This window comes from Pleurocapsa sp. FMAR1 (assembly GCF_963665995.1).
Lineage (GTDB): Bacteria > Cyanobacteriota > Cyanobacteriia > Cyanobacteriales > Xenococcaceae > Waterburya.
In genome coordinates this window covers 5,308,440-5,333,499 of sequence record NZ_OY762512.1, presented here as the reverse complement: position 1 = coordinate 5,333,499, position 25,060 = coordinate 5,308,440, and the positions used below count along the sequence as shown (strand labels likewise).

The 25,060-nt window shown below is 42.4% G+C and carries 24 protein-coding genes and 1 pseudogene; 14 read left to right on the top strand and 11 right to left on the bottom strand.

Annotation, left to right across the window (positions count from 1 at the left end):
* Nucleotides 1-99 precede the first annotated feature (99 nt).
* Nucleotides 100-1,848 (bottom strand): phosphatase PAP2 family protein, encoded by a 1,749-nt coding sequence (locus tag SLP02_RS25855; protein WP_319423564.1) that lies wholly within the window; start codon nt 1,846-1,848, stop codon nt 100-102.
* A gap of 62 nt (nt 1,849-1,910) precedes the next feature.
* Between SLP02_RS25855 and SLP02_RS25850 the strand changes: the two genes are divergently transcribed.
* The 7 genes from SLP02_RS25850 (at nt 1,911) to SLP02_RS25820 (ending at nt 7,154) form a co-directional block, all read left to right on the top strand.
* Nucleotides 1,911-2,150 carry a hypothetical protein gene (locus SLP02_RS25850; RefSeq protein WP_319423563.1) on the top strand — a complete coding sequence of 80 codons (240 nt, stop codon included), beginning with the start codon at nt 1,911-1,913 and terminating at the stop codon, nt 2,148-2,150.
* A gap of 132 nt (nt 2,151-2,282) precedes the next feature.
* A complete protein-coding gene (locus tag SLP02_RS25845) occupies nt 2,283-2,561 on the top strand; it encodes a hypothetical protein (RefSeq protein WP_319423562.1) in 279 nt (92 codons plus the stop codon).
* A gap of 258 nt (nt 2,562-2,819) precedes the next feature.
* Nucleotides 2,820-3,023, top strand: coding sequence for a hypothetical protein (locus tag SLP02_RS25840; protein ID WP_319423561.1), 204 nt, complete (start codon nt 2,820-2,822; stop codon nt 3,021-3,023).
* Nucleotides 3,024-3,147: 124 nt separating this feature from the next.
* Nucleotides 3,148-4,926 (top strand): 4Fe-4S binding protein, encoded by a 1,779-nt coding sequence (locus tag SLP02_RS25835; protein WP_319423560.1) that lies wholly within the window; start codon nt 3,148-3,150, stop codon nt 4,924-4,926.
* 153 nt (nt 4,927-5,079) lie between these two features.
* A complete protein-coding gene (locus SLP02_RS25830; RefSeq protein WP_319423559.1) occupies nt 5,080-5,355 on the top strand; it encodes an FHA domain-containing protein in 276 nt (91 codons plus the stop codon).
* A gap of 42 nt (nt 5,356-5,397) precedes the next feature.
* Nucleotides 5,398-6,633, top strand: coding sequence for an FAD-binding oxidoreductase (locus SLP02_RS25825; RefSeq protein ID WP_319423558.1), 1,236 nt, complete (start codon nt 5,398-5,400; stop codon nt 6,631-6,633).
* A gap of 206 nt (nt 6,634-6,839) precedes the next feature.
* Nucleotides 6,840-7,154 carry a hypothetical protein gene (locus SLP02_RS25820; RefSeq protein WP_319423557.1) on the top strand — a complete coding sequence of 105 codons (315 nt, stop codon included), beginning with the start codon at nt 6,840-6,842 and terminating at the stop codon, nt 7,152-7,154.
* Between the two features lie 259 nt (nt 7,155-7,413).
* On the opposite strand, the gene SLP02_RS25815 is transcribed toward SLP02_RS25820, so the two are convergent.
* Complete coding sequence (locus tag SLP02_RS25815) at nt 7,414-7,617, bottom strand: hypothetical protein (RefSeq protein ID WP_319423556.1); 204 nt, start codon at nt 7,615-7,617, stop codon at nt 7,414-7,416.
* A gap of 404 nt (nt 7,618-8,021) precedes the next feature.
* On the opposite strand from SLP02_RS25815, the gene SLP02_RS25810 reads away from it, so the two are divergent.
* Nucleotides 8,022-8,555, top strand: a complete 534-nt coding sequence (locus SLP02_RS25810) for a transposase (protein WP_319423555.1) — start codon at nt 8,022-8,024, stop codon at nt 8,553-8,555.
* A 384-nt stretch (nt 8,556-8,939) separates the two neighbouring features.
* Here the strand turns inward: SLP02_RS25810 and SLP02_RS25805 are convergent, their stop codons facing one another.
* Nucleotides 8,940-9,779, bottom strand: a complete 840-nt coding sequence (locus SLP02_RS25805; protein WP_319423734.1) for an AraC family transcriptional regulator — start codon at nt 9,777-9,779, stop codon at nt 8,940-8,942.
* Between the two features lie 421 nt (nt 9,780-10,200).
* On the opposite strand from SLP02_RS25805, the gene SLP02_RS25800 reads away from it, so the two are divergent.
* The 4 genes from SLP02_RS25800 to SLP02_RS25785 all read left to right on the top strand — a co-directional run bounded on the left by SLP02_RS25800 (nt 10,201) and on the right by SLP02_RS25785 (nt 13,143).
* Entirely contained in the window at nt 10,201-10,956 is a 756-nt protein-coding gene (locus tag SLP02_RS25800; RefSeq protein ID WP_319423554.1) for an SDR family NAD(P)-dependent oxidoreductase, read from the top strand.
* Between the two features lie 137 nt (nt 10,957-11,093).
* Nucleotides 11,094-11,528, top strand: a complete 435-nt coding sequence (locus SLP02_RS25795) for a tautomerase family protein (protein ID WP_319423553.1) — start codon at nt 11,094-11,096, stop codon at nt 11,526-11,528.
* Between the two features lie 205 nt (nt 11,529-11,733).
* Nucleotides 11,734-12,597, top strand: a complete 864-nt coding sequence (locus tag SLP02_RS25790) for a fumarylacetoacetate hydrolase family protein (RefSeq protein ID WP_319423552.1) — start codon at nt 11,734-11,736, stop codon at nt 12,595-12,597.
* A gap of 90 nt (nt 12,598-12,687) precedes the next feature.
* Nucleotides 12,688-13,143, top strand: coding sequence for a nuclear transport factor 2 family protein (locus tag SLP02_RS25785; RefSeq protein ID WP_319423551.1), 456 nt, complete (start codon nt 12,688-12,690; stop codon nt 13,141-13,143).
* Nucleotides 13,144-13,774: 631 nt separating this feature from the next.
* Here the strand turns inward: SLP02_RS25785 and SLP02_RS25780 are convergent.
* Nucleotides 13,775-14,008 (bottom strand): annotated as a pseudogene (locus SLP02_RS25780) (DDE-type integrase/transposase/recombinase); the annotation flags it as partial.
* Between the two features lie 60 nt (nt 14,009-14,068).
* Here SLP02_RS25780 and SLP02_RS25775 point away from each other — a divergent pair.
* Together SLP02_RS25775 and SLP02_RS25770 are read left to right on the top strand one after the other, a co-directional pair.
* Complete coding sequence (locus SLP02_RS25775; protein ID WP_319423550.1) at nt 14,069-14,332, top strand: hypothetical protein; 264 nt, start codon at nt 14,069-14,071, stop codon at nt 14,330-14,332.
* 196 nt (nt 14,333-14,528) lie between these two features.
* Nucleotides 14,529-14,762, top strand: a complete 234-nt coding sequence (locus tag SLP02_RS25770; protein ID WP_319423549.1) for a hypothetical protein — start codon at nt 14,529-14,531, stop codon at nt 14,760-14,762.
* Between the two features lie 52 nt (nt 14,763-14,814).
* On the opposite strand, the gene SLP02_RS26940 is transcribed toward SLP02_RS25770, so the two are convergent.
* The 7 genes from SLP02_RS26940 to SLP02_RS25740 form a co-directional block, all read right to left on the bottom strand.
* Nucleotides 14,815-15,186, bottom strand: coding sequence for a transposase (locus SLP02_RS26940; protein ID WP_413467434.1), 372 nt, complete (start codon nt 15,184-15,186; stop codon nt 14,815-14,817).
* 641 nt (nt 15,187-15,827) lie between these two features.
* Nucleotides 15,828-18,623 (bottom strand): NHLP bacteriocin export ABC transporter permease/ATPase subunit, encoded by a 2,796-nt coding sequence (locus tag SLP02_RS25765; RefSeq protein WP_319423548.1) that lies wholly within the window; start codon nt 18,621-18,623, stop codon nt 15,828-15,830.
* A gap of 58 nt (nt 18,624-18,681) precedes the next feature.
* Entirely contained in the window at nt 18,682-20,907 is a 2,226-nt protein-coding gene (locus SLP02_RS25760; protein WP_319423547.1) for an NHLP family bacteriocin export ABC transporter peptidase/permease/ATPase subunit, read from the bottom strand.
* Complete coding sequence (locus SLP02_RS25755) at nt 20,894-22,858, bottom strand: NHLP bacteriocin system secretion protein (protein ID WP_319423546.1); 1,965 nt, start codon at nt 22,856-22,858, stop codon at nt 20,894-20,896. Before SLP02_RS25755 ends, SLP02_RS25760 begins: the two co-directional genes overlap by 14 nt.
* A 313-nt stretch (nt 22,859-23,171) precedes the next feature.
* A complete protein-coding gene (locus SLP02_RS25750) occupies nt 23,172-23,579 on the bottom strand; it encodes a type II toxin-antitoxin system VapC family toxin (protein WP_319423545.1) in 408 nt (135 codons plus the stop codon).
* Nucleotides 23,576-23,818 (bottom strand): FitA-like ribbon-helix-helix domain-containing protein, encoded by a 243-nt coding sequence (locus tag SLP02_RS25745; RefSeq protein ID WP_319423544.1) that lies wholly within the window; start codon nt 23,816-23,818, stop codon nt 23,576-23,578. Before SLP02_RS25745 ends, SLP02_RS25750 begins: the two co-directional genes overlap by 4 nt.
* A 77-nt stretch (nt 23,819-23,895) precedes the next feature.
* Nucleotides 23,896-24,990, bottom strand: coding sequence for a cyclic nucleotide-binding domain-containing protein (locus SLP02_RS25740; protein WP_319423543.1), 1,095 nt, complete (start codon nt 24,988-24,990; stop codon nt 23,896-23,898).
* Nucleotides 24,991-25,060 lie beyond the last annotated feature (70 nt).

The following is a 25,060-nucleotide window of genomic DNA, read 5'->3' as shown; positions in this document are numbered from 1 at the left end:
AAAATATAACTATGAAATTATTATTCAATAATTTGGCGATCGCATTTTTTATAAAGCGATCGCCAACAATAAACTACAACACCAATAGTTATTTCCTCATTATATTCGGATCCAATCTCCGCTAATCCCTCTAAACTCAAAAGTTCCTACCTCTTCACGATAGGTGCGTTTGATATCCCGCAGCATACTAATTGCCAGCTTCTCACCAAGCAAATTACCGCCTGTTTCAAGGCCAGTACCTGGACGGTCAAACTCGTGCGTACATGCGGCTAAAGCCTTTGTCTTGCGCCTTTCGGCGGCGCGGGGTCGCTCGTCAAAGCGAGCATGAGAACCAGAAGCTGTGCCATCGCTACGCCAGTGCATTCCAGCACCATCGCGGAACAAGGTAATATTAGCAATTAGCTTATTAAGCTCACCATGAACCGTCAGGGTAGGACCATTAAAATTCCCTAGCTGCTGAGCGTCACCAACTGGTACTTTGGGATTGAGCAGCTTACTATCAGCAAAAAATGCTTTAGCAATGGTCGCAGCAGCAGCGACAAATACAGAATGTCCTCCAGGATATGAGGGATGAGCGGGAGAGCCTTCAGGAAAAGCTGTTGGCAGCAACCAAGTACCATCTCGATCGAGCCGATTGTTTGCCTGATTTTGCTGTTTGTTATGTTCTAGGATGCGAGCGAGTACTTTAGTATTTCGCCAAACTTTTGCACCTTCTCCAAAAAGATCGTTAAATTTCTCATCGTCGAGTGGACTATTAATTGAATTGCCCAACTCCCCACGACGGAAAAGCTCAAGACGCTGGGCGTATGCCTCTGGTCGTATACGACGATGAACACACCACTTTTGAAACCAAGCGTGCTTGAGGGCATAGACCCCAGCCAGCCCACTCTGAATCGTAATATCTGGACTACCTAGACTACCGAATGCCTCAGATGTCTTTATGTTTCCATTAACGTATGGATTGGCTTTCGATTGCTCAGCCTTGAGACCCAGGAGAATGATTGTCGCCCAAAGACCCGACTGGTGAGGAAAATCAAGATGTACCCACTGACCAGCATCCCGTAAAGTCGTAATATATCGTGTACCGTCAATAATGTCTGAGCCACTAGGATTAATATCCCCATTATTAACTTGTTTCCAAGTTTCAAAATCCGTTAGATAATCAAGACCTTCTCTTGGGTAACGCTGCAACTGGCGAATTGGCTGATTGCCAAACCGAAAATCTTGTAGTAGAAACTGAGAAACGTAAGGTCCTACGTCACAACCTTCATAAGGTCCTCGAAAAATTGTGTCTGGCGAGCATTTAAAGCCAAACTCTTGCTCGAACCCCAAGTTATTCAAGTCCTCGCAAGCATCAGCGATTAGTTGACTGCTGGCATATTGGTCAAACTTCACGTCTCGCGACAGTGCCATCCAATAGCGTTCGACCATATCGACAGCTGTGTTACGACTAGTAAATTTAGGAGCAGGTGCTATACGTGCGCCGTGGGAATCGTTACCGATTAACTGAAATGAGTAAGCATTAAGAGGATTGACAAGCAGACGTTTCCCTCCACCTAGTCGAACATTTTCAAAAGCTGGTTGTGTACCTTTTTGTATAGCTGCAACCAGCGACTCAAAAGATGATTTTTCGACCAGTCCACTCGCATTGTGAGCTAAGGCTTTGCTAAAGGAAGCAAACCCTGGAAAACCAAGATTATTAAACCTTTCTTCGTCCCCGTTGGTTGGCGGTGGTGAAGTTATAAAATCCTTGAAAGCATCTTCAATAGTCAATTTGCGTGTACCAACAGCTTCTTCTCTGCGTTGTTCAAAATCTTTTCCTGGCAAATTTTGTCGTTCGTTAATCATCTAAAATCTCCTTGATTAATGTATTTATGGGTAAGCAATTGCTTTATTTCTAGGACAAGCTATTGAAAGTTATGTCTGCATCAGCGATCGCTGGTTGTGTTCTCAACTATACTTGTCTGCGTTTCATCCTAATTCTGCTTTGGAATTCTCAAACTCATAAAACTCATAGGCAGACTCATTTAAAAAGTCATCTAAAATCTGCGATCGCCAATCAAGTATTAGAGCGGTGTCAATTTAACTTAAAACTATCGAAAAGCAAAAATATGTTCGTATTTACTTTTTTACAAGTAATTTTGTGGTGAATATTATTAGTTTATAAAAAACAATTTTTAGTGATTTTTTCTATATGTTCCTTTATGAGCTTTATGAGATTTAAAAACTAGAAAAAACCTAATATTAAACTATAGACAGTACACAAAAGCGAAAATTTAACCATGACCTCAACTAGAACTCAATCCAAAAAAAATCAATCTACTTATCAACCCGTTAGAAAAGTCACGGCAGGAGTATTTACAGGAGCTTTAGTCACTTTTACGGTATTAATTCTAAATACCTACAATCCTTTTTTTAGACAGAACAACAATAAAATATCGGGTGAAATGGCTGGGGCAGCAACTACTGTACTTACGTTTATTGTCTCTTATTTAATACCTCCTGGTGGAGAAGAGACGCTCGTTAAAAAAGAAGGTGTGACTAAATCGGCAAAAAAGTAAATTGTTTAACTACTAATCCCAGATAGAAAAATGGAAAAAATAGTTGACTTTGTAAAAAGCTTGATTTTTTCCTGAGCCTTGGCAGATTTTGTTGTCGTATTGCTATAGGTTTTATCGTTACCAACATAATTTTTCGCTGAACAAAACATCCATATCGGAAAATTTTTTGGAGCCATTTTAATGAGTATGTATTCTTGGATTTACTGCCTACAAGTCAAAATCTAACTGGCAACATTCGCTAAAATATTACTCGTTTTTTTGATTGTTATCCTATTATCTATTAATAGTTTGTCGTTAGTTCGTCAATCAATTCTGCTATTAGTCGCAGGTGGGGAAGAAAACCCAAATGTGCAACCTTTTGATACTTTAAACTACATGATTAGCTACGGTATTGTTTGTGTGTTTGTTGGTGGTTTGATAGAGACTTTTTGGGGGGTTGAAAAGGAAAATTCTTCCCAATAGACAAGTCGGGGTCTTTGGTAAATGTTTAACCAAATTTGTCAATTTTTCAGAGTTTTAAGCTTCCAAACCCAGCAAGATTTTATTAAGTTCAACTTATTCTCCAATTTCAGCAGAAGTATCTACCATGATTAATCGAGTTTCCGAACAAAAGATGCACCTAGTTAGATGGGTGCTAGTAATTGGTTGGCTTATTCTAATTATCTCCTTGTTTTACGACCCTATTTCCTATCATTTAAGCGATCCGAATAACCTGTATAGCCCTTTTCGCGATCGCATTATCAGCTTGGCAAAATTACCTGCTCAATGCGTTAAAGTTCAGGGAGAGTGTTTAGCCGAAACACCATACCCAATGGGAACTAGGTTTTTTTGGGGCATGATAGTCCCTAGTGCTATTGCGATCGTCTTTGTATTCGGTCACGAAACTTGGCGACGTATATGTCCTCTTTATTTTCTGTCTCAAATTCCACGAGGGTTAGGAATACAGCCAAAACTAAGTATCGATAAAAACCGCTGGCTGGTTGGCAACCATTTATACGTGCAGTTTGCTCTGCTGTTTATTGGTTTGAACTGCCGTATTCTCTTTATCAACTCTGCTCGTTTGGTCTTCGGTTGTTTTTTGCTCTTGACGATCTTCTCAGCTATAACCGTAGTTTTTCTCTACGGTGGTCGTAGCTGGTGTCATTATGTTTGTCCTTTTGGTATGGTACAGATGGTTTTTACAGGGCCTAGAGGATTATTGGATAGCGAAGCACATAAAGCTCCACCGAGAAGTATAACTCAGTCTATGTGTCGAACTGTAGACAGCACTGGACAAGAAAAAAGTGCCTGTATTAACTGTAAGTCGGCCTGTCTGGATATTGATGCTGAGAAGTCTTACTGGGAGCATTTGACTAAGCCAGGTCGTAAATTGGTTCAATATGGTTATTTAGGGCTGGTAAGCGGGTATTTTATGTACTATTACCTATATGCGGGAAATTTTAATTATTATTTTTCTGGAGCCTGGACTCATGAAGAGAATCAGTTGGCAAACGTCCTTAAGCCTGGTTTTTATTTATTTGATCGGTCTATTGCGATTCCCAAACTGGTAGCAGTTCCCCTAACCTTTGCTTTGTTTGTCGGAATATGTTGTCTAATTGGCAGTAAAAGTGAAAAAGCTCTATTTTCTTATTGGAGACGACGTAACCCAAAGATCGAGCGGGAACAGGTCTTACATCGAGTCTTTTCGGTTTGCACCTTTATTGCTTTTAATGCTTTTTTTGTCTATGGTGGTCGCCCAGAAATTTTACGCTTGCCTTGGGTGGTACAACAAATCTTTAATGCCTTAATTATTTTGGTCAGTACTGTTTGGCTTTACCGAACCTGGGGACGTAGTTCCCAACAATATAATAAAGAAGGTCTGGCGCATAAATTACGTCGTCAACTAAAAAAACTATCTCTCGACTTCTCTAGGCTTGCAGAAGGACGTTCTTTGGATGAGTTAAATGCCGATGAACTATACGTTTTAGCAACCGCACTACCCAATGCTACACTACAAAACCATTGTCGAGTTTACAAAGGCATACTACAAGAAGCTTTAGTAGAAAATCTTTTTGAGCCAAGTGTAAGTAAAGATGCTTTACAGCAACTTCGCGAAAAGCTACAGCTTGGAGAAGAAGAACACGATCGCATTTTGGGAGAAATTCTTCAAGAGAAACCTGACCTCTCATATCCAATCGCTTCCTATAGCTCAAAGTTCAGTTTAGCTAAGACAAAGCTCAAGAGCGATCGCTCTGCAATTGAATCAACTCAGCACAATCATTTACACCAAGCACTTACCCAAATAAAAAGTACCAAGAAGCGAACTACAAGTTCCCTCCAAGATACAAATACACCGACAAGAATTAGACGAATTAAGAATAAGTAGTCAGTAAAAATCCGCAACGCCGAATTTATGATATGACGTACAAAATACTACTGTTTTAGCTTTACTCCTTATTTTTTAGTCATTGCCTCGAACGTTTATCTGTTCACTGTGCAACGCCAAAAATTCAAATGAAATCTTATAGAGGTATCTATTATGTCAGTAACAAACATCAAGTCGAGCGGATATGAACAGGCTGGTTTTACCTTTAAAATTACAGCACTTAATGCAGAAACTTGTGAGTTCAAAGAGAAACTGCTGACCCTAACCACAGGAATGCCTAGAAATTATCTTATTGGCAGACATTCTAGTTGTGACTTGGTTCTCAACAGTGCCGAAGTAAGTCGCGTTCACGGTCGCATTTGCTTTGAAGATGGACAATGTTTTTATACAGATTTTGGTAGTACGGATGGCTCTCAAATTGACGAGTAGCAGATTAGAAGCGATCGCCCTTATCTTCTAAAGCAAAATAGTTTGCTTCGCATCGGTGGATTTGTGCTGGCGATCGCTAAAATAAGTAACAGTCATGCCGACAAAATACAACCTTCCGCTCAACCTCGCTACTGGGGTTCGTCAGAAATAACCGTTCGCTGTATACAGGCGATCGCCGAAACTCACGATGTCAAAACTTTTCGCTTTGTTGCCGAACCGCCCCTACTGTTTTCTTATCAGCCTGGGCAGTTTGTCACCTTAGATTTAGAAATTGAGGGTAAAAGGGTGATGCGTTCTTATTCCATTTCCTCGACTCCCTCCCGTCCCCATATTTTAGAAATTACCGTCAAGCGTGTTTCATCGCCGATTGATGAACCTGATGCCCCACCTGGGCTAGTTTCTAATTGGTTGCACGATCGCCTTACCGTTGGCTCTCAGATTAAACTATCTGGTGCGATGGGAAAATTTACTGTCGATAATACTGCCCAAAAACTGCTATTTATTTCGGCAGGTAGCGGTATTACACCCATGATGTCAATGTCCAGGTGGATCTGTGATACAGGAGCTAATACCGATCTTGTCTTTATCCATAGTGCGCGGAGTCCGCGCGATTTTATTTTTCGGCACGAATTAGAGTCAATGGCAGCGCGGTATGACAATTTTAAGTTAGCTGTTACTACAACTGGCTCAGAACCAGGTCGAGCTTGGCAGGGATATACGGGTAGACTAAATGAATTAATGCTGCAAGCGATCGCCCCTGACTGGCAAGAACGTACAGTTTATGTTTGCGGAGCAAATCTTTTTATGCAAGGGGTGAAAACGATGCTAGAAACACTTGGTTTCCCGATGAAAAACTACCACCAAGAGAGCTTTGGCGGTTCAATTGGGCGATCGTCCAAAAATAAAACTGAAGTTGCGGTAACTAAAGTCGAAGCAGCAAAGGTGATATCTCTTAGTTCGAGATGCAGCGAGCCAGACTACACTCAATTTACGGAGACAGAGAATACTCTTATTATTGGTACAACTCATCAATCGCCTGTAGTGGTTTTTACCAAGTCAGATAAAGAAATCTTCTGTGACTTAGAAGATATTATTCTCGAAGTAGCCGAAAGAGAAGGAATTGAACTTCCTTTTGGCTGTCGCATGGGAGCTTGTGGTGCTTGTAAACTACCACTATTAGCAAGAGAGGTTAATTATGATGACGATCCTGTATGTGAACCAGGACATCTCTTATCCTGCATAGCTAAAGCTAGTGGACGAGTTGTAATTGAAGCTTAAAAAGGTTCAATGGTACTGTCAAGTTAATGATGAACAATATGAAATAATATGGAGATGAACCAAAATCTCTATGCCCCTCATCGTTTTCCAGCAGAAATAATTAGTCATTGCGTCTGGCAGACTCTGGAGAGCCTCGCCGTTCCTTTAGAACGTCAGCGCGCTCCAGGGTTCTGTTGCAAAAAATCAAGAAAAAGTTGTGGCATGATTTGGTTGTCAAGTTCATCTTTGAAACCGAAAAAAGTGGCAACTCGCTCAAACGGCTCAAAGTCGTAGAAATTGTCCCTGCCAACTTTGCCGAATTTGGCACAGTTTATGACGAACGTAAACTGTATATAGTGCAGCAACTCATTGACCTTGGTGAGTTACAAAGATATCAAAAAGGTTGGATTTACCATCAGCTAAAAGAATTACCCGAACTGGAATTGAGCCTGGGAGATTGGCGAGAAATAGCACGTAGATTGGGTTACAAAGCTGGTTGGGGTTGGTATAAGTGGAAAGAGATGCTTTCCCGAGCTAGGTGATGGGGTAGCTTGACCGCCTTCGGACGATCAGCCACTAATAAGGTCGCGGTATCCGTTCGGCTGGGAATGGTTAACCTCAATTGTCTAATAATATGTAACCCGCTGTCAGACAAATTGCTAGCAGCGTAGTAATTATTGTACTTAGATAAAACAATAACACTGGTTAATTGAGATATTTACAGCGGTTTGCATATCAATATGAGACAATAAATCTGAAATATTAAAAAGCGATCGCCAATACTTTAAAAAGCGTGAAACCCTACTCATCAGATTTAAGAGAAAAAATAATTGCTAGCCATGAAGAGGGAGTATCGATACGGAAATCAGCCAAACAGTTTAGAGTAAGCAGAGGAATGGTGTAGAATTTAGTCAAACCTAAACCAGAGACATGGAGTATTGAACCTAAACTAGCTACAGGTGGAAAACCTAGCCAATTGAAAGGAAAAGAGCAAGAACTAACCACAATGGTAAGACAGTATTCAGACTACACCTTGGAAGAATACTGCGAATGTTGGGATGAACAAACAGGTGTAAGAGTTAGTGCTAGTACTATGTGCCGAGAGCTACAGAAAACAAAATGGACAATTAAAAAGCGGTGCGACCCCCGCGCATGGTTCGACAGTTCCTTCAACAGCGCGATTATTCAAGCGGAACTAAATTCCGCGAATCTCGCGCTCAAGTCGGGGAAGCCGCCCACCTTCGGCAATAGCTTCAACGCTTTGCCTCGCAACGGACTCAGATGCGGACGAAGCGTCCTTTCTTACCGCGTCGGCGTAAGACGCGGTAAGAAAGTCGCTCTTTGTACGGCGCGTTTTCTGTAGGAAGCTTCCCACAGAAAAGCCGCCTTCGGAAACCAACACCGCGGGAGTGGAATATGCTCCCTACACGGGAGCATTTCCTCCCGCAAAGACCGCGCTGCCTCGCAAGACAAAGGCGCACTTCCGCATGTACGCGCACCAAGACAAAACACTCAGGAGTAGTCAAGCAGCAACGCCAGAGAAGCAACAGCAACGATTAGAATATTGGTCAGAAATTAAGAGACTAGAAACCAAAGATTTGGTGTTCTTAGATGAGATGGGAGTCTTGTTAAGTTTGAGGCGAACTCGTGCCAGAAGCCTTTTAGGACAAAGAGCGTATAATTTACAACCATTTTATCGCGGTAAAAGAATTATAGTAATTGGAGCAATAACTCATGATTACTGTTTAGGGATAAAAACTCTCGACAAAGGGATGAATGGAGAAGATTTTCAACAATTTCTCCAACAGGAGTTAGCTCCTAAGTTATGGTCAGGAGCGGTGGTAGTAATGGACAATTTGCCTGCCCATAAAGTTAAAGGGGTGACTAAAATTATTGAAGAACAGGAGTGCAAAAGTAGTTTATTTATCCCCTTATTCTCCTGAATTCAACCCCATCGAACATTTTTAGTACGCCACCGGTCTCGTCGACTACCAGTTTTACTGGGAGGATAAAGACGCGACCGTGACTGATTCAGTCAAGCAAACAACAGGTCAGGCAGCAAGAAAATTAAACGCGTATCTAGCTGAACATCGGTCGTTGTTTTCGTAGGCTTAAAGGATAGGTTTTCAGCGCTACCCCTATTAAGATGACCAAATGTACTAGTTTGAATTTGCAGGCGTTTTAAAATGCAATTGCTGAAAAACACAAATTACTTTTTGAAGTTTTTTATGCTCTTTTCAAAGATAGTGTAATAAAAGTGTTGGAGGAGCTAAATTCCTCTACAAAATTCCTACTTATTATTCGCGACACAACCCTTTTTCGGGGATTTACGCAAGAAACTCCATTTCGCTTCTCATTTGGCTTGTATCCCGGCCAGGTGGCGCGCCAAAGAGTCGACGATACTCTCGGTTGAATTGCGAAGGGCTTGAATAGCCCACAGCATATCCAGCGCCAGAAACATCCGTTATCTGGCTCGTGAGAAGTCGCCTCGCCTCCTGAAGTCGGATGCGCTTCTGGTACTCTAGTGGACTCATTGCAGTAATTTCGCGAAAATGGCGATTCATCGTCGAAACACTCATTCTCGTAACTTTAGCCAATTCATTTGCGGCGTAGTCAGTCGCATAGTGTTCGTGCAACCATGCAATGGCTGTGCCAACCTGTGATAGTCGGCTATTTGCTTGACTTGCCGCATACAGTGAACGACCCCACGATCCAACGTAAAGTCGATAGAGCAGTTCCTGCTCGTATAAAGGTGCCAGGACATCGATATGTTCGGAGTTGTCGATTAGTTGCGTCAGCCTGAAGGCTGCATCAACGACTTCCGTTGTAGCGGTTCCCGCCTGTAGCCCACAATCGCTTCCTTTCGTTATGTCAGACATAGGGCTTGCTTTAATAGCGATTTCGGCGAGGGTTGTGTGGTGTAAATCAATGCATAGTGCAAGATACGGACTTTCATGACTCGCCTCCAAAATAGTGCCGATAACAGGCAGCTTGACAGTAACCAGGAAGCAATCGCCAGATCCGTACTCAGATGTCTCCTCTCCGAAGAACATTTGCTTTCGGCCAGAGACAACCAAGCAAAATATAGGATGATAGATTCCAGGTGTCCGAATTGTTGGACGGTCGGCTCGAAATATTGAAAGCCGAGGTATCACAGTGTGCTCCATTTGTTCCGACGCGAAACTATGGCGTGAAAGAATCTCAGCAAGTTCATACATTCTGTTCATAGCGATCCGCAATAGCTAAAATCAAAGTATTGCTTGATTCTAGCTATTTTTGATTGAATTGTGCAAAACTTTGAGCGGATTGTTGATGTCTTGTTAGTCGTAAATCTCTTAGTATGTTGAAAGAAAGAGGCAATGTCTCTGAAAAATCACATTATCTTATTGGCTCAAAAGAAGTCGTAAAGTGCAATTAAAGAGAATAATATAGTCTTTATTGCCAGTGGTGGCAGCGTTACATGGGCATACGGCTCATCACGCTTGGCGTTACAGGCTTTCAAGAGATTGAAAGCTGCGTTTAAACATCAATCGTCACCTACCTGTTTTTCCCATTTTTAAATATCTCAATTAACAAAGGAGTTGTAGTATGAACAGAATTACCCTTATTACTGGTGCTAGTCGTGGACTCGGACGAAATACAGCCCTCAGTATTGCCCGCAGCGGCGACGATGTAGTCCTTACATACCGAAGTCGTAGCGAAGACGCTGAGGCAGTTGTCGCAGAAATCAAGGCGATGGGACGCAAAGCGATCGCTTTGCAGCTTGACACTGGCAACATCTCTAGTTTTGCTTCGTTTGCTAAGCGCCTGCAGACGGAGCTACGCGAAACCTGGCAGCGCGAGACGTTAGATTGTCTTGTGAATAATGCAGGACATGGCGATGTCGCTCCGCTCGCTGAGACGACCGAAGCCCAGTTCGATGCTCTATGCAACGTTCACTTCAAGGGTGTGCTTTTCCTGACCCAGGCGTTGCTGCCACTGATCGCAGACCGCGGCCGCATCGTAAATCTGTCATCTGGTCTAACCCGAGTGTCCTATCCTGGCTTCGGTGCTTATGCAGCCGTAAAGGGTGCAGTCGAGATACTCACCGTTTACATGGCGAAGGAGTTAGGTAGTCGAGGGATTGCGGTCAACACGGTAGCGCCGGGAGCAATCGAGACTGATTTCGGCGGCGGTGCCGTCCGCGACACCCCAGAGATCAATAAGGCTTTTGCAGACATGACCGCACTCGGTCGCGTTGGCCTGCCGGATGACATCGGACCAATGATCGCTAATCTACTATCCGAGGACAATCGTTGGGTGAATGCACAACGGATCGAAGTGTCTGGCGGTCAATCCATCTAATCTATCTAACCAAGGTGCATCATCGCGCCGTCGACTTCTAAGACGCGATGATGCACAGCGTTATCCGCCCTGCATAGCTTTGATAGTAGTCTTATGCGGCGGTCCATTCTCGCTATACACTACGGAGATAGCCTACCATGCCCCTAATCTACTTCAATTATCCTACTGGTACACTGTCAAAAGCGGTACGCGATGCTCTAGCCGAGGAACTTACAGATATAGCCCTCGACTGCGAAAAGCTGCCGACATCGCCGTTTGTCAAGAGTACCGTCTGGTTATATTTTAACGAACTACCGTCCGAGAACGTCTATCATGCTGGAAAGTCTGGGGGGACTAAAGTTATTTCCCTTGAGGTTAATGCTTTCGATGGAGGCTTAGACACTGCCGCAAAAAAATTTCTTATTGAGCGGTTCACGGAAGCGATCCGTAAATCTGTAGGGAATTCTTCTGAGGCACTCACTCCGGTATACGTCGTCCTGAGAGATGTTCTGGCGACAAACTTTGGTATCTTTGGTAAAACTATCACGCTTAAAGATCTCCACAATCTTGATCCCAACGCAAACCCTATCTAAGTAAGATTTGCACTTTTCGTCGAACTTAAGTTGGTAAAAGCTATCCAATTGTCGCCTAAATTTCAACGTTGCGATCGCTTTCTACGGTGAGTTTCCAAACTAATGTATCTCATGCAGTAGTCTATCGCAAAAACTATCGATTATTGATTTTGTATCAACCATTATATTCAATAAACACGTCTATATTTCTAGGAGGACTGGACACATGAAGCTGCTAACGTTTGTAAAAGATGGACAGCAAGGGCTGGCGGCGAGTGACGGTGGCGATTTTCATGGCTTGATAAACATGAAAACGACTTCAACAGATTTGCTTTTGCAACTTGTTACATCAGGCGAAAGCCTTTCTAAAGTAGCTACTCGGCTTCTGTCCGAGCCTAAATTGATTCTAGACGAAGTAACTTATTTACCACCTATTCAGAAACCTTCAAAAATTCTCTGCGTCGGGTTTAACTATGCCGAACACGCAAGCGAACTCGAGCAAGACAAGAAGAAACCCGACTATCCAGAACTCTTCACCAGATTCGCCACAACTCTAATCGCCCATAGAGATACTATCCGGAAGCCAAGAGAATCAGAACAGCTCGATTACGAAGTAGAACTTGCTGTCGTAATTGGCAAAAGAACTCGACGCGTGAGCGAATTAGATGCTCTCAACTACATCGCAGGCTACACGATAGCCAACGACGCCACCTTGCGTGACTATCAATTCCGCACGTCGCAGTGGACAGCGGGCAAAAACTTTGACTCAACTGGAGCGCTTGGTCCAGTTCTTGTCCTTCGAGAAGCTCTTCCGCCAGGCTGCAGAGGTCTCAAAATAGAGGGGCGTCTCAACGGCAAGACTATGCAAAGCTCAAGTCTTGATAAGTTGATCTTTGACGTTCCCAAGATTATCTCGATTATCAGTGAATTCACTACCCTCGAACCTGGAGATGTGATCATGACTGGAACACCTTCTGGCGTTGGAATGTCCCGTGACCCCAAGGTATTTATGCAAGCCGGTGATACCTACGAGGCAGAAATCGAGGGGATCGGCGTACTAACCAACTCCGTTATCGACGACTTGTTGTAAATTCTAACAAAATTCGCTCCCGTTATAACTAATCGTAGTCGTCTTTCAAAACACATTTAGAACATATTTAAAACTGTGGAGAAAAACCCCATGCCCAACATCATTCAGTCAAGAACTCAATCCATAAAGCTTGCGGTTCGCGAGACGATGGAAGACTATCTTAACTGCCTAGACAACCAAAATTGGACAGGTGTTGCTCGTTGTTTTACCAACGACGCGGTAAGCCACTATAATAAAGACCCTCAGTCCATGCACGGCGGATGCGACGTTGCAGATTGGTTGCACCAGGTTCTGCAAGTCTACAGTGGCACAAATCACGCACTGAGCAACTTTCATGTAGATCTTGAAGGCGAACTCGCCCGCTGTGACAGTCATGTAATGGCTACTCTTCACTGGGGTGAAAACGGTCAAGGTCGTGTCTCGGTGCGTGCCATCCGTTACCGCGACGAGATGGTTGAGGTCGAAGGCATCTGGTTGATCCGCCGCCGTATCCACGAGCCGAGATGGCAGTACGATGCTCTATCCGCTTCGCCCAGGTTACAGTGAGACAAAGCAAGTCATGATTTTGCTCGTGACTCTAAGCAAGCGACAGAGCCAAAAAAAAACCCGATCATGTCTAATTCTCAACAAGTTTTGCTACATTTACCGTCCATTAATAGGAAAAACCACCCTCGTTGATGCCGTAATTGAGAGGATTAGGCAATTATCTGGGAGGTTTATGTATTTAAAAAACAGTTATTCGAACCTACGATGAACATAGATTAAAAATAAATGGCAGGATTGAAGGTTGTGTTGCGAAAAAATCAAACGAACAAAAAAATTCTACAAACAACTAATTTTTTAGACAGTAATCCCAAAGAGGGTGTGAATAAGATTCCGTTGTCGTAAAATATTCACTTTAGCTATATTCTCAATCTGACCTTTACAAATCGCGTTCATGATTTCATATCCTCTTAAAGTTCGCCATGCTGTACGGAAGAATTAAAAAGCGGATGCGACCCCTAAAGGGGTCGCCAGTTCCCTACAGAGGAAAACCCGTGCGCAGGACTGGACTCACCGCGTCGCCGTCAGAAGTCAGACGCCGACGCGGGGTCTGACGCAAGGGAATGCTGACTTAGCAAGACAAAGGGCTTGCCCGCATGTACGCGCACAAAGCATATGATTTATATTTAGCTGGCTTTTTGGGAAATCTGTGGTCTTGTTCGACTATATTATTGAGATATTTTTGCTGCCTCAATTCACATTCATTTGAGAGAATACCTGATTTTTTAAGTTCTTCAATGGCTACTGAATAAGCAGGATTTTTATCTAGATTGATTACTCTGGGTTGTTTATTGTGTTTGCTTTTCAAGATTTTGATAAAAAACCTATAGGCTGCCTCTGTACAGGACAAAAAATCAGATATAGGGTTGCAAAGTTATACAGAAAAAGGGTTTCATGAAAAGTAACCAAACTTCAACAATCAACCCCTATGAATCAGGTTAACTTACTGCGACAAACTTTAAAACCACTATTAGGATGGCATGGCGCACGCCTCAACTTTCTAGCTTTGTTTTTAATTGCTTTGCTAAGAGTAAAAACAATTAATTTAGTAGAACTAACAACTGGTTTTAGAAGTAATGCCAAAACAGAATCAAGTTATAGAAGGTTACAACGTTTCTTCCGTAATTTTGATTGGGATTATGCTGCGATTGCCAAAGTAGTCATTACTTTGATAGACATTCCACAACCTTAGGTTTTAGGTACAGATCGAACGGAGTGGTCTTTTGCAGAGAAGCAATTTAATCTTCTTTTTTTAGGAGTGGTACATGATGGCGCTGCATATCCGCACGAGCATAGCTCGAAGACGCGACTAAGCGTCGCTTGCCTGCTTCGCAGGCTGCGTTTGGACAACGCTTGAGAAAAAAGCAAACTCTAATGGTAACGAACGCATGGATTTACTTGATCGCTTCTACGATTTATTTCCTGATGCAGAAGTTGCTTATCTAACTGATGAGCGTGAATTTATTGGAAAACAATGGCTGACTTATCTTTTAATTGAGCCGATGATTCAATTTTGGTTGAGAATCCGAGAAAGCGATCGCATCAATGATGAAAAAAGACAACTCAGGGCATCCATTGTCTTTGCCCATCTCCAACCTGGACAAACTAGAGTCTTATATTAATTCCCAAAACTGACTAGAGAGATAAAGGATTAGTAAAACATTTCCAACCTGCTCAAGAAATAATAATGTCTGTAGACAGAGAATTAAAAATTTGGGCAACTTTATCCTTGACATCATCTAAATCAGTGAACCAAAGTGAGCGTAAGCGATATTTAACGTATTCCCACAGTCTTTCGATTGGATTTATCTCTGGACAACAAAGGACTTGTCCGCATGTAGGGGGTTGAAATAATAGAATAATATTATTTGGTACCTTCAGTTTCTTAGCTGTGTGGATAGTCGCATTATCCAACTGAATTATATGTATCTCGTTTGGGTTTTCTCGGCAGAACTTTTCGAAAAATATTCCCATAACAGCTAAATTAAAATGAGAAAATTCATAGAAGAAACTTCTACCAGTAATAGGCTCGATTAATCCATAAATATAATAGTAATCATAATGCCATTGTCATGTTTGTTGTGGTTTTACTCCCTTTAAGGTTATTTTTCTACCTGTTTGCGTTCTAAAGCCTACTCTTGTTTCAGGCTACGACACCAATAAACTATATCTTTATTGCTAGTTTCTTGATTGTTTATCTGCTTGACTATTCCCTTAATTGTTGGTGGGAAATGTTCCTTAAACGCTTCAATTACACCTGGAGCTTGTTTTTCAGGTTGGGGACGAGCTACTTTTAATTTGCTTTTTAGTTCAGATCTAACAATTCTATGTATCGACTTTTATTATTATTTTACTTTCATATTAAGTCTCCAGTTACTTTTGAGAATTGGTATTAGATGCTTAAACGTCAAATGTATGGTCGTGCCAGTCACGAACTACTAAAGAAGCGATTTTTGTGTCTTGTCTAGTAAGGCAAGCGATCGCCCTATTCAATGTTCACCAAAACTGTGCAAGACCCCACTTAATCCTGAAAGTTGCACATAACCTAGCAGCATTTTATTCGCAATTGTTTACTAAACTCATTTAACAAAGAAAATAATATACTTTGATTAGTTAAACCACAACAATGAACTTTAATTGAAAATCAGAATAATCATTTTGGGGCGAGCGCTTTTGATAGTTATCAATTAAAATCGTTTAATCTTTAACCAGATCGATACCGCCATTAGAGTCACCTGAAGTTTATCGAGACTTTCACTGACAATTGTTTGAGTTTTGTTGTCCAAAGCACTGGTTGCCTCATCGAAGAAGAGAATTCGCGGTTTGAGTACCAAAGCTTTAGCAATTAGTAGTCGCTGCCTTTGTCCTCCTGACAAGTTTCCTCCGCCTTCACTTACTACAGTGTGCATCCCCATTGGCATTGAAGTAATATCATCTTTTAATCCAGCCTGGGTTGCTGCCATCCAAGCTTCTTCCAGGATAATTCGCGCTCCACCAGCTAAGTTGTCAAAAATCGAGCCAGACATGATTTTGCCACCCTGTAGCACTACTCCCAATTGTCGGCGCACCGCACTGATGTCTAAACCAGATAGGTCTTGACCATCGTAATAGATGCTGCCTTCTTCTGGGGTTTCAAATCCTAGCAGCAGACGCAAAAGCGTTGATTTACCGCTGCCAGAGCCACCTACAAGAGCAACAAACTCTCCTGGTTCGATGTGGATGTTAATATCTTCTAGGGTTAGAGGTATATCGGGGCGATAGCGAAACGATACACGCTCAATGGTAATTCTACCCATAAGTTTACCAGGATCGGCTTTGGTAAGTTCTACCTCTGGGATAGCTTTTAAAATTGGCTGGGCGCGTTGCCATTGAGGAACGACTTCTAAGGTATCGGTTACGGTATTGCTGACGCTAGTAGCACCCTGAAGAAAAGTTCTAAATGCAGCGTTAAACGCGAGAAAAGTCCCGACGGTTAAACCGACTTCGCCTTTGGTTTGTGCTTCGGTTAATAGCTTGAGGGTAAACCAAAACAACACCCCAGAAATAATAGTTGGCATGACGGTGTTAAACAGTGCCACTATGTCTTCAACCAATTGGGTGCTTAATTCTAGCTGGATTTGGCGACTATAGTTTTTACTCCAGGCGGCAAAAGCGCGTTTTTCTGCCCCTGCTACTCTCAATTTGGAAATGCCGTTAATTAACTGGACGATTTGCCCGAAGATATTGCCTTCAATCTCTAGTAGAGGGCGAACTTTTCGCACCAGAATTGTACCAGAAATAGAAGTTACTATAACCACGACGATTGCCACGGCTACAGCAATTAAAGCCAGCTTGACGTTGTAGTAAAACAATAGCCCTAAATTGAGTAAGCCAAACAATCCAGTAATAAGCTGGATCAGAGTATTACCGCCCAAGCGACGGCGAATCGTACTTATTGAACTGACGCGGGACTGTAAATCTCCAGTGGTATACTCACGGAAAAAAGAAACTGGTAAATTTAGTAGCCTGTCCCAAACCGCAGCTTGGGTAGAAGCATCAGAAGTAGTTTCCACCCGCAGTAAAGAAAATCCTTGAGTCAGCCGAAACAAAGAGGTAGCAAAGGCAGCCAGCACTAAACCACCACCAATTTGTAATAACAATCCGCGATCGCTGTCGGGAATCGCATTATCAATTAAAATTCCTGTCGCATAAGGGGTCAACATTCCCAGTAAGGTAGCAGCAATACCTGTTAAAGCGATCGCGAATATATCTTTAACTCGACCAGATAGGGCAAATTTCAAGACATCTACTACGTTCAGGGCTTTATCGGGTAAAGAACGATAAAACATATAGGCAACAGGATTTAGACTAGCTGCATCCTCGGCATTAATTATAGTGCGAGTTTGGGTTACGGGGTCTAACAGTTCATAGCGATCGCCCTTAACGGGTAAGAGTGCTACTGGTTGTTCTTCTCTATATGCTACTAATGCCCCGCAGTCAGTCGTCCACCACTTATCCCGCAATAAAACCTGTCGCAGTCGCAAACGAGAAGCACGAGCGATCGCTTCAAGTGGTTCTTTAACTCGATTGAGGTTCTCCGAAGCAGAAGGTGGACGAATAGTTACCCCTAAAGCCCTGCCGACAGCCCCTGCTGCCACTAACAAAGGTGCGCCACTGGCAAACAAATCGAGCGATCGCTTCATTAAGGGCGATGCCAACTCGCTCAATGCCGTTACGGTAAGCTGACGGTTAAGGTTTGATTGAGCATTTAACCTATCGAGTTCTTCGGTGTATTCTTGTTTAGTTTGAAACTTGACGTAGGTAAGAAATAGTTTGTGAAGCTGAGAAAGTCCTGCCAGTATCGTATTAGCATCTTGTAGGGTATTAGTAGTTTCCGTAGTTAGCTGAACCGCACCATCTGCCAACAACCAAATTCCGTCATTGATCGGTACAGTTGGCGTAGCATTAGTTAGAGTCAGTTCTTCTTTACCCAGCCAACGCAGGTAACCCTGTTGAATCTTGACCCAAACAACAGTATTTGGTTCTGGCTGCCAAGTTTGACCATTGTTTAGCGAAAATCGCCCCCTTGTTCCTGCCTTTACCTGAATTGGTGGCATTGAAGCAGTCGAGAGAATATCTTTAAACTTATTTAGCCAGTTTTTGACCCAGAGATCGATTTGTAGATCGGCGTTGGTAACTAAAAAATCTAAATATTCTCGATCTATTTTGATCAACTCCGTTTCACCAATCGGTACAGCCAGGATTTGACCGTCAGTCTTGCCCGAACTTGGAACAGTCCCAAAAAGAGCCTCGCCAGATTCGCAGTTAAACAAATAACGCCGATTACCATTAATTAAATTATCTTTAACCGTTACTGCAAAAGTTGCGATCTCGCCAGTTTGAACTAGCCAAACTACCTGCGGATCGTTTAGCAAGATCGGCTCATTACCTTTAATTTTATATATTTGTCCTGGTAAATTTTCTCTACCAATTTGATTAACCATTATTTTAAAATTGCCGTCATAAAGAACATATCTCGTAGGGGCGAACCGCCGTTCGCCCCTACCCTTCCCCACTCTTAATCAACCGTGCATATACCCCTTCTTGCTGCCATAACTCTTCATGGGTACCTCTTTGAACTACCTTGCCGCGATCGAGAACGATAATTTCATCGCAGTCGCGGATGGTACTAAGGCGGTGTGCCACGATCAGACAGGTGCATCCCCTGCGTCTTAGGTTGCGATCGACAATCTTTTCGGTTTCCGAATCTAAGGCACTGGTAGCCTCATCCATAATTAAAATTGAAGGATTGTTAACCAAAGCGCGGGCAATTTCTAATCGCTGTCGTTGACCACCGCTAAGATTGGCTGCACCTTCGGCGAGTTTGGCATTGTATCCCCCAGGCAGAGACTGAATCACATCATCAATTGCTGCATCTCGACAAGCCTGTTTGATATATTTATCGGGGACGGTAGTATCCCACAGGGTCAAATTATCTCTAACCGTGCCTTCAAACATCAAAATATCCTGTTCGACCATTGCCAGTGAGTTAGTTAATAGCTGAGTGGGAATTTCGCTTTTGGGTTTACCGTCGAGTAATATTTCTCCCGACCAAGATTCGTATAGTCCGCTGACCATCTTAGCAACGGTAGATTTTCCCGAACCACTCCCGCCAACGAGGGCAATTCTTTGACCTGGCTTGACTTTGAGGTTAAAGTTTTCGATTAAAGGTGTTTCCAGGCGACTATAGCCAAAGGTGAGATTTTTTAGTTCCAGGTGTCCTGCTAACTTAGGCGTAAATGTTGGGCTGGACTGGTCTTCGCTTCTGTGTTCTAGTTGAGGATCGGTAGGATTATCTAAAACATCATCTAGGCGGATTAAATTACCATCTAACTCTTGTAGAGTTCGACCAAAGCTGACTAAACTATCTACGGGCTGTTGGAAATTTTGCATCATGCCTTGAAAAGCAATCAACATCCCAATACTTAGGTGTCCGTCCATGACTCTTAATCCGCCTACTGCTAGCAAGAAAGCTGCTGATAGTGCCGATAACAGTACGGGCAATACCGATAGAGTTTGATTGGTGACTCCCAATTCCTGTTGAGAATTAATCGCTTTGGTATAGTATCCCGACCAACGGGCAAAGAAATCTGACTCTAAGCCCGAAGCCTTGAGAGTTTCAATACTTTGTAGGGCTGCGATCGAAGCACCTGCTGCCTTACCGTAGTCTTGAATTAATCGCTGATTGGCATCTTTGCGTTGCCGTGAAATAGATTGCAGGGTAATAACGTTAATTAGAGCAAAGCTGACGACGATCGCCGTTAATGCCCAGTCATATTGACTCATAACAATGACATAAAAACCCAGCATCACCGTATCAATTACCGTACTTGCCAACTGTCCTGAGAGAATATCGGCAACCTGGTCGTTTAAGCTGGTACGATTGCTAATTTCTCCTGCAAATCTTTGGGCATAAAAACTGATGGGTAGCCTTAAAATATGCCAGAGAAAACGGCTAGACATACCTACAGCCAGCTTAATCTTGAGACGGCGTAAATAGCGCAGCCGTAGTAGAGTTAATGCACCCTGAAGGATAGCTGCGATCGCCATTGCCAAAAGCAAAGGACGTAACCATTGTTGCCGACCTTGAATCAAGATTTCATCGACAAATATTTGGGTAAATACGGGAACTACCAACCCTACTAAGGTCAGCAAAAATCCTGCTAGCAAACAGTAAGCTAACGCACCCGTGGTTCCCTTCAGACGCGACCACAAAGCCAGCACCATACTCGTCTTGCGACCACCACGCTTAAATTCCTCCCCTGGCTGCATGACCAGCACCACACCAGTATATGCCTCATCAAATTCTTGGAGAGAAATCGTACAAGGCCCCGAAGCAGGGTCGTTGAGATAAACTTTCTCTTTACCCCAACCTTCTACTACTAAAAAGTGATTGAAGTTCCAAAATACGATGTAGGGTAAGGGGAGTTCTCGCAACTGGGTCAGTTCTTTTTTAAAGCCTTTTGCTTCCAATCCATAGCGTCTGGCAGCCTTGAGCATATTAGAAGCTTTTGAACCATCCCTAGACACACCGCATTCCCGCCTTAGTTCTGGCAGGGGTACAATGCGACCGAGATAGTACATAATAATTCCCAGAGCAGCAGCACCACATTCAACTGCTTCCATCTGTAGCAGCGTAGGAGTTTTGACGCGACGACGAGACGGCAGCAATTTTTGTATATACTGCCGAGGATTGAATCGAGTTAAAGTAGAATTAGTAGATACCACTGACCGACCTCAACAAAGGAATAACATAGCTAATGGGCGATCGCTCATCAATCTTGACACGAGCGATCGTCGTAGTTCCAGGGGAAATCTTTAAATTAGGGCCAGTAGAAGAAGACCATTTATAACCGCTAAAAGTACTGCCATCGGTTTGCAGACTAGCAGACACCTGCATTAGTCCTGGTTGGTCTTTAGACACTAAGCCTTCAACCACTTCGGGATTACCAACGACACTGGCAGCAGCTTCTTTAGTAATGGGAAAAGACGAGATTTTATTAACGTTACTCACAATACCGCCAAAGCGTTCGCGCTTAATTGTTTGCGGGGTAATTTGAATAGTCATGTCTGGCTGAATTTTTTTACCATCCTCGACAGGGAAATAAGTAATCCCGACCATTTTGTCTGTTGGATTGTCGATGTCGATATTGGCAATGCGTGTTCCTGCCTGAACCACCTGACCGAGATTAGTCGTAATTTCAAGGATTTTTCCAGCGTGTTGACTGACAATCTGGCTGTTGTCTTTGATTTGCTCGGATAATTGGTTTATTTCTCGCTCTGCTTCCTGTATTTCCTTAGTACGGTTTGTCGAAGTTTCCCAATCTTGTTGGGCGATATTAGCTTTTTTACTCTGGAGTTCCTGTAATTGAGCTTTAATATTCTTAATTTCGTTTAAATTAGAAAGATATTCTTTTAAAGCATCTGCTTCTTTAAAATCTAGCTGCTTAAGTTGAGAATCGGCTTCATTTATCTGAGCGATATTATCAAAATATTCCTGTCGCGCCTGTAGTAATACATCATCAGAAATCGCTCCTTGTTTAAATAAATTTTTTCTTACTACCAGTCTTTTTTTATAGGTAGGCATCAATTCCCGCAGAATTTGTAGACGGCTTTCTGAAGAGGTGCGATCGCGTTTTATCGAGACTAATCCTTTATCTCTTAAAGTAGGACTAAGTTCGGCTAAAATTTCCAATTTTTGTGCTAAAGCCTGACGCTGTTCGGAAATAGACTCAATGTCGCGATCGCTCCTTTGAGCTTGCAGCAAATCAACATCACGATCCTGTCCCTGTAGCTGAACTAATTTAGCTTGGGCTAATTCTAGCTGCTTGCGGAGATCGATCTGCGCTACAGCAGCAATTACCTCTCCTTTTTTTACTCGATCTCCTGGTTCAATCTTGAGTTCTAGTAGCTGTCCCGCGCTTTTTGCCTGAACTGGTACAACTTTACTGGGATAAATTAAGACCCCTCGACCTTCTACCGTTACGGGAATCTTACCGTAAACACTCCAAACCCCTGCTGCTGCGACAATTGAAGCGAGAGTAACTAAAGGCAGCCAGCTTTTAGGATTGACCACCTGCATCAACTGGTCGAGTTTTTCAGGAGAAGCTAGACGTTCTAAAGATTTTTGCCGAAACAGCTTGTTTTCTCGAGCATTAGCTTGGGTAGTCTTCTGCGGTTGGGGTTGAGCATCGTCTGAAGTAGACCGATAGGCTTGGCGAATTTTTTCCCACAGTCCAGGACTTAAGTGAGAATATCCTTTATATATAGAACGAATAGCGTTATGCAATTCGGCTGCGGGAGTATTTTTAAGTAAATAACCCTTTGCCCCCGCATCCATAGCCTGATTTAGATATTCATTAGTATCATGGGAACTAAGCACCAAAATCCGACAGTCGGGGAAACGTTTTGAGATAATCTTGGTCGCCTTAACTCCGTTCATCTCAGGCATTTCCAGATCGATCAGAACTACATCAGGCTGCAAAGACTCTACTTGTTTAATCGCGATCGCGCCATCTTCAGCGATACCTACTACTTCTAAATCTGCTTCAGGTTCGAGTAAAAGCTTAAGTCGCTGACGGACTGAATTTTGGTCATCAACAATTAGGACGCGGATTTTTTGGGGATTAGAAATATTGTCTGAAGGAGATGCAATTGGTCGAACAGTTTTTCCATTCACTTTGAATATTTTTAGGATTTAATTTAAGACAAATAACTTTTCAATAACTTTGTCTTTTGAGATTTATAACCTCAGCTTACAAGTAACAATTCGATTTAACTAGAGCGTTTTTTTTACTGAATCTAACTATTTTTTGGCTATTATTGATTAATTTATAATTTTTGCCAGAATTTTATAAAAAAATCGCTTTCAAAAACTAGATTAAATAATTGCCGAGATAACTCGATCGCTCATAAAACTATAATGATTCCAATGATGCAATTAGCCGAAAGTTTTACTGAGTAGAACAAAAGAAAATATTTATAAGTTTTGATTAATACTTTTGCAGAAAATCTTCTAAAGCTATTGCTATGTTCGGAAAATCTTTGATTATTTTTTTGTCCACTGTCACGAGTCTAACGTCCAAATGTTGAGCTAGTGCTACAAATTCACAGTCATAGGCAGAACAATTGCTAGAATTAACTAGTCCCATAACTTCTGCTGAAGCAACTTTATATTCATTATGAGCAAGTAAAGCTTCCGCCTGCTGTAAAATAAACAGAATCTCGTCGAGAGTGAGCAAATTTTTACGCAAATATAAGCTAAGAACGTTTCTAAATTCACTCAGCCATAAGTCTGGTGCTGTCCACTCTGGATCGTTAGAGAGTAAATCCTCAGCTTGTTGCGATCGCTCGCCATTGATATATAGATAAGCAATAATGTTGGTATCGACAACAATCACGGTCTACCTCGATTTATAGCTTCGTCAAGCTGTCGATCTGTAAGCAGATGCTTGGTTGTTTTTGTTCTCAGTTGGCGAGCAATACGAAGATGCTCATCAACATCAATTTTATGAGTGTTAAGTGTACGTTCAACACAGTATATAATTTCGCTATTTAAGCTACGGTGATGGAGACTAGCAGATTCTTTTAGTTTTTCGTAAAGAGAGTCGGGAATATTTTTTAAAGTAATTGATGGCATTAGTAAATCCACAAAGAAACCGATATGGTTTCATTATGGTTTTTAATTTAGGCAAAGTCAAGTTGAGAGTTCTTGCCTTAACTTGCTTTTGATTGTTCGAGCATCCAGTCAAATCGTTTTCCTGCTAATGCCATGCGGTCTAGAGCAACACCGTTTAATTCATCGGCATATTCTGCCGATTCATTTAAAGATTGCCCTTTATGATACATTCTTCGGCTATGAGCTAATCGAGTTAACATTCCCTGTAGTCTATCTGCAGATAATGCCGAAATAGTGCGGTAAAAGCGGGCGGTAAAACCAATATCTTGCTGTAGTTTGGCAGACAACAAAGAGCGAGATATAAATAGGGTTATAGTTTCTTTGGTAGTTGTAGCAGTTGTAGCAGGTAAACGACCATCGATAAAGGCAGTTTCTCCTACCATTTCACCTTTAGAAAGTCTGGCTATTTCTATAGCTGGATGTAAATTATCTTCGATCGCAGCAAAGATGCGAGTTAAGGGATTGCGATCATCTTCGGTAACGGACAAAGATATTTGACCGCTAAGAAGAATATGAAGAGCATCTACCGCACCACCTTCCTTGACCAAAGTTGTATTAGCAGCACACTTCTGGCGATCGCCATTGGCAATAAACCAGTCGAGGTCACTGTCATTGAGTTCGCCAAATAGAAACAGTACGTCTTTAATTGAACTATCAGGAGCGAGTTTAGTGCGTCCGAGGCGGGTAATAATAGTTTCCAATTTATCAGATAATAGAATGGCGATCGCTCGATAAAAACGGGCTGCAAAATCAATATCTGACTCTAACTTGGCTTCTAGTTGCAGCAGAGGAATAGACAAGACTTGAGATCTAGCGATCGCCGTAACTGTAGTAGCAGGAAGACGCAGATTAATCAAAGACATTTCGCCAACTACTTCGCCACTGGATAAGCGAGCGATTTCTACTCCAGCAGTCTGTCCGTCATCGAGGGCAGCAAAAGCACGAGCTAAAGGATTATTATCTATTTGGGGTACGGTGGACACTAAACTTCCCTCAATTAAAATGTGCAAACAATCTAAAGGTTGTCCCGCTTGCACCAGTTGAGTCCCCGCAGCTAGATCCTGACGACGACCAGTTCCTAGCAACCAATCAATATCGCTATTATTTAATTCTTTTAGTAAAACTTCTGTCATGATTTTATCCTCTATAAAAAAAATATTCTGGTAAGGGCGAATGGTCATTCGCAAGGGTTCATAAACCCCG